This is a genomic window from Ornithinibacter sp. (genome assembly GCF_035443565.1).
Taxonomy (GTDB): domain Bacteria; phylum Actinomycetota; class Actinomycetes; order Actinomycetales; family Dermatophilaceae; genus Fodinibacter.
In genome coordinates, this window is sequence record NZ_DAORSO010000013.1 from 15,705 (window position 1) to 21,455 (window position 5,751).

The following is a 5,751-nucleotide window of genomic DNA, read 5'->3' on the forward strand; positions in this document are numbered from 1 at the left end:
GGCCGCAGCGGCTCACCCTCGAAGTCGAGCAGCACCCAGCCGCGCTCGGGCGAGTGCAGCACCTGGCCGAGGTGGTAGTCGCCGTGGATGCGTTGCAGCGGGGGCCACTGACCTCGGGCAGCAGCGCGCAGCACCGACTCGATGGGGCCGCGCACGTCCTCCAGCGCTGGCACCGCCTCGACGGCGGCCTCGTACCGGCCGCGCATCTCGTCGAGGATCGCCGTGATCTGCTCAGCGCTCGTCTCCTCGCTGCCGAGCACCTCGGCCAGCGTGCGGTGCACCTCTGCCGTCGCCTCGCCGAGTGCGCGGGCCGGCCCCGCGAAGTCGGTGCCGGCCTCCGCGGCGTGCAGCGCCACCCGCCAGGCGTCCTCGACGCCGGGCAGGAACTCCTGGGCGAAGGCCAGGTGACCGGATGCCGGGTGGTCGCCGTCGGCGCGCGGGTGCGGCCACTGCCCGTGCACGGACCCCACCACGGCGGGAACGCGACGCGACCCGGCATCCACGAGAGCGCCCTGGAGGACGACGTCGGGGTTGTCGCCGGGGGAGAGCATCCGGAAGACCTTGACGATGAGCGGCGTGTGCTGGCCGCCCGGCAGGTCGCAGTCGAGGATGACGGAGGTGTTGGACTGCTCGCCACTGAGCACCCGCGACGCCCGCACCCGCACCTCGTGCGGCCAGCTGGACTGCGGGACGCCGACGACGGTGTCGAGGACGGTGTCCGACTGCTTCGACGACTGGGCCGTCACCCGGCCCTGCACGAGCTCGAGGAGCTGTGCCGCGTAGACCGGGTCGTGGGGGGCGTCGTAGACCCAGCGGTGTCCGAGGGCGGTGTGCTCCATCGTGCCGACGAGAGCGTGGTCTGCGCTGCCGAGGGGCTCGCCCCGGTACGTGAGCGGCACCTGGTAGACCACGGGTTCGGGGCCTGACTCGTCGGCGACGATGAGCGTCTCGACGCCGACCTCACCGGCGGGGTCGTCCAGGCGCCAGGCCGCCAGCAGGCGCAGGCGGGGCTGCTGACCCTTGGCGGCGTACCAGCGCTGTTCACCCATCCAGCCCGAGATGAGCTCGAGCTTGCTCGGGCGCAGCGACGCGGTCGTGATGATCTCAGCCACGGACGTCACCCCTCGGCGGGTCCAGGGCGAGCCAGAAGAAGTCTCGCGAGCCCAGGGTGATCGTCACGGTGCCGTCGTCGGCGATGTCGGGGAAGCCGCCACCACCGAAGAGGTCGCGGGTCTCCCACCCGCGCAGCTCGTCGGGGACGGTGACCGTCGTGGCCTGGGGACGCGAGGAGAGGTTGTTCACGCACAGCACCGCCATCGCCGAGCGGTCCTCCTTGTCCCGCTCGGACCGGTCTACCCGGACGAAGGACAGCACGCGGTCGTTGACCGACGTGCAGATCTCGAAGTCGCCGAGCCCGAACACCGGGTGTTCGCGGCGCACGGCGAGCATGCTGCGCACCCAGTGCAGCAGCGAGGAACCGGTGGCCATCTGCGCTTCGACGTTCGTGTGGTTGTGGTGGTAGACGAGGGACGTGATGACCGGGAGGTAGAGCTTGCCGGGGTCCGCCGTGGAGAAGCCCGCGTTGCGGTCGGGAGTCCACTGCATCGGGGTGCGGACGGCATCCCGGTCCTCCAACCAGATGTTGTCGCCCATGCCGATCTCGTCGCCGTAGTACAGGCAGGGGGAGCCCGGCAGCGAGAGCAGCAGGGCGTGGATGAGCTCGATCTCGGGTCGGGAGTTGTCCAGCAGCGGAGCGAGGCGGCGACGGATGCCGACGTTGGCGCGCATCCGCGGGTCCGGGGCGTACCAGCCGTACATCGCCGCGCGCTGCTCGGGCGTGACCATCTCCAGCGTCAGCTCGTCGTGGTTGCGCAGGAAGGTGCCCCACTGCGCGCCCGCCGGGATCGGCGGGGTGTCCGCGAGCACCTCGATGATCGGTGTCGCCCGCTCCTCGCGCAGCGAGTAGTAGAGCATCGGCATCACCGGGAAGTGGAAGCACATCTGGCACTCCGGCGCCTCCTCGGTGCCGAAGTAGTCGACGACGTCGGCGGGGGGCTGGTTGGCCTCGGCGAGCAGCACCCGGCCGGGGTACTCCTTGTCGACCATCGCGCGCAGCTGGGCGAGGAAGGCGTGGGTCTTGGGGTGGTTCTCTCCGTTGTGGCCCTCCTCCTCGTAGAGGTAGGGCACGGCATCCAACCGGAAGCCGTCGATGCCGAGGTCCATCCAGAACCGCACGACCTCGAACATCGCCTCGTGCACGGCCGGGTTCTCGAAGTTCAGGTCGGGCTGGTGGCTGAAGAAGCGGTGCCAGAAGAACTGGCGGCGGATCGGGTCGAACGTCCAGTTCGAGGTCTCGGTGTCGACGAAGATGATGCGCGCATCGGTGTACTTGTCGTCGGTGTCGGACCACACGTAGAAGTCGCCGTACGGACCGTCGGGGTCGCTGCGCGAGGCCTGGAACCACGGGTGCTGGTCACTCGTGTGGTTCATGACGAAGTCGGTGATGATCCGGATGCCGCGGGCGTGGGCCTGGTTGATCAGCTCGCGGAACTCGGGCAGCGTGCCGAACTCGGGCAGCACCTGCGTGTAGTCGGAGATGTCGTAGCCGCCGTCGCGCAACGGGCTCGCGTAGAACGGCGGCAGCCACAGGCAGTCGACCCCGAGCCACTGCAGGTAGTCGAGCTTGCCGACGACGCCCTGGAAGTCACCCGTGCCGGACCCGGTGGTGTCGTGGAAGGCCCGCGTGAGCACCTCGTAGAAGACCGCGGTCCGGAACCACTGGGGGTCGTGCCGCAGCCCGCCGGTGGCGGACGCGCTGGTCGGGAAGGCGGTCAACGAATCTCCTGCGAGGTCAGCGACGGTGGCGCGGGCAGTTGGGCGTCCACGAGAGCGGCCGATCAGTTGATCACCAGGTCGGTCGATCACGCGGGGTGTCCGACCCGAGTGTTCCACGTCGCGGGGTGCTGGCGCCCTCCCCGCGAACACGTCTGCGAAAACGCTTCGATCCCGGTACCGTGGGTCGGCGCGGCAGCAGGGTGACCACATCGTTCCTGCTCTCGTGCTGGCTCCGCTCAACGTCGAGGTCCGTGCCACCCACCACGCCCGCTGCTCTCTTGCTTCGCACCCGAGGATCCCGCTGTGACCGACGCACTGAACGTCCCGCTCGCCTCCACCGAGCCCACCGCCGACGAGGCGTCCGCGACGACGGACGAGGCCACCACCGTGGCCCCGGCCGACGGCGACGCCTACCGGCACGAGACCGGCCCCACGTCCGAGCCGACGAGCCCGCTGGCCCGCGGTCCGGTCATCTCGCCGCCGCACACCGTCGAGGGCTTCGTCAAGGCGTTCCTGCATGAGCTGAACTTCGGTCAGGGGGTGCCGCTCGCGACCTCGTCGCAGACCGACCAGTACCTCGCGCTGGCGCGCACGGTGCGGTCCTACCTCATGGCCCGCTGGCTCGAGACCGCGCGCAAGCGCCGCGCGTCGCAGCCGCAGAAGATGGTCGGTTACCTCTCGGCCGAGTACCTGCTCGGCCGCCAGCTCGACAACGCGCTGTCCGCGACCGAGCTGCGCGAGGTCGCGACCGACGCCATGAAGGCGTGCGGCATCGACATCGAGGACCTGCGCACGCAGGAGGTCGAGCCGGGGCTGGGCAACGGCGGCCTGGGCCGCCTCGCTGCCTGCTTCATCGACTCGCTGGCGACGCTCGGGGCGCCGAGCATCGCCTACGGCATCCGCTACGAGTTCGGCATCTTCCGCCAGACGTTCGTCGACGGTCGTCAGGTCGAGCAGCCCGACGCCTGGCTGAGCAGCGGCGACCCGTGGGGCGTGCCGCACCCCGAGCTCGAGGTCCCGGTGAACTTCGGCGGGCACACCGAGCGGTACGTCGGCGACGACGGCCGCGAGCGCAGCCGCTGGGTGCCGGGCTGGGGCGTCATCGGCCTGCGCTACAACTACATGGTCCCCGGCTACCACAACGGCGTGGTCAACACGCTGCGGCTGTGGCGGGCGCGGGCGACCAACGCCTTCGACCTGCACATCTTCAACGCCGGCGACTACGCCGAGGCCGTGCGGGCGCAGACCTTCGCCGAGAACATCTCCAAGGTGCTCTACCCGGAGGACTCCACTCCGCAGGGCAAGGAGCTGCGCCTGCAGCAGCAGTACTTCTTCGTGGCCTGCTCGATCAAGGACTTCCTCAGCCACACGATGCCCAAGGGCTTCGACGTGCGTGAGCTGCCCGAGCGGATCATCTTCCAGCTCAACGACACCCACCCGGTCATCGCCATCCCCGAGCTGATGCGCATCCTCGTCGACGAGCACGACCTCGAGTGGGACGAGGCGTGGGGCATCACGAAGCAGTGCTTCGCCTACACGTGCCACACCCTGCTGCCCGAGGCGCTCGAGGTGTGGCCGGTCAGCCTCATGGAGCGGCTGCTCCCGCGGCACATGGAGATCATCTACCGCATCAACGAGGAGTTCCTCGACGACCTGCGCGAGGCCTACCCGGGTGACGAGCTGCGGGTTCGGCGCATGTCGATCATCGCCGACCACCCCGAGCGCTCGGTGCGCATGGCCCACCTGGCCACGGTCGGCTCGGTCAAGGTCAACGGGGTCGCGGCGCTGCACTCGCAGCTGCTCAAGGACAAGGTCCTGAACGACTTCTCGGAGCTGTGGCCCGACCGCTTCACGAACGTCACGAACGGGGTCACCCCGCGCCGGTTCATCCGCCAGAGCAACCCGGCCCTCACCGGGCTCATCACCGAGACCATCGGCAAGGGGTGGGTCGCCGACCTCGACCGGCTGGCCGAGCTCCAGGCCTACAGCGACGACCCGGAGTTCCGCGAGAAGTTCCGCGCCGTCAAGGCGGCGAACAAGGAACGGATCACCGACGTCCTCGCCCGGCGCGACGGCATCCAGCTCCCGCAGGGCCACATGCTCGACGTCATGGTCAAGCGCCTGCACGAGTACAAGCGCCAGTCGCTGAAGATGTTGCACATCGTGACGCTCTACGACCGCCTCGTCTCCGGCGAGGTCGACCCGGCGAGCATCACCCCGCGCACGGTCGTCTTCGGCGCCAAGGCGGCCCCGGGCTACCACATGGCCAAGGAGACGATCTACCTGATCAACTCCATCGCCAAGACCGTCAACGCCGACCCTCGCGTGCAGGGTCGCCTGTTCGTCGCCTTCCCGCCGAACTACAACGTCACCCTGGCCGAGAAGCTCATCCCGGCGGCTGACCTGTCCGAGCAGATCTCGCTCGCCGGCAAGGAGGCCTCGGGCACCGGCAACATGAAGTTCGCGCTCAACGGCGCCTTGACGATCGGCACCGACGACGGTGCGAACGTCGAGATCCGTGAGCTCGTCGGCGACGAGAACTTCTTCCTGTTCGGCATGGACGAGCCCGCGGTCGCCGAACTGCAGGCACGCGGCTACCGCCCCGGTGACTTCTACGAGTCGGACGCGAATCTCAAGCGTGCGATCGACCTCGTCGCGAGCGGTCACTTCACCGACGGCAACCGGGATGCCGTGAGCGCGTTCGTCGGCGACCTGCTCTCCAACGACCGCTTCCTCGCCCTGGCGGACTACGCGTCCTACCTCGAGGCGCAGGACCGGGTCGAGGCGGCCTACTCCGACCAGGAGGAGTGGTCGCGCAAGGCCATCCTCAACGTGGCCCGGACCGGCTTCTTCTCCTCGGACCGATCGATGCGCGACTACATCGACCGCATCTGGCACATCAAGACCAACGCCTGA

General features: G+C 69.2%; 3 protein-coding genes. 1 reads left to right on the forward strand and 2 read right to left on the reverse strand.

What is annotated here, in order from left to right:
- Both PLL68_RS03125 and treS read right to left on the reverse strand, forming a co-directional pair.
- A partial coding sequence (locus tag PLL68_RS03125; RefSeq protein WP_324531557.1) for a maltokinase N-terminal cap-like domain-containing protein occupies positions 1-1,112 on the reverse strand: 1,112 nt, incomplete at its 3' end.
- Entirely contained in the window at positions 1,105-2,835 is a 1,731-nt protein-coding gene (gene treS / locus PLL68_RS03130) for a maltose alpha-D-glucosyltransferase (RefSeq protein ID WP_324531559.1), read from the reverse strand. The genes treS and PLL68_RS03125, both read right to left, overlap by 8 nt.
- 453 nt (positions 2,836-3,288) lie before the next feature.
- On the opposite strand from treS, the gene PLL68_RS03135 reads away from it, so the two are divergent.
- Positions 3,289-5,751 carry a glycogen/starch/alpha-glucan phosphorylase gene (locus PLL68_RS03135; protein WP_324531578.1) on the forward strand — a complete coding sequence of 821 codons (2,463 nt, stop codon included), beginning with the start codon at positions 3,289-3,291 and terminating at the stop codon, positions 5,749-5,751.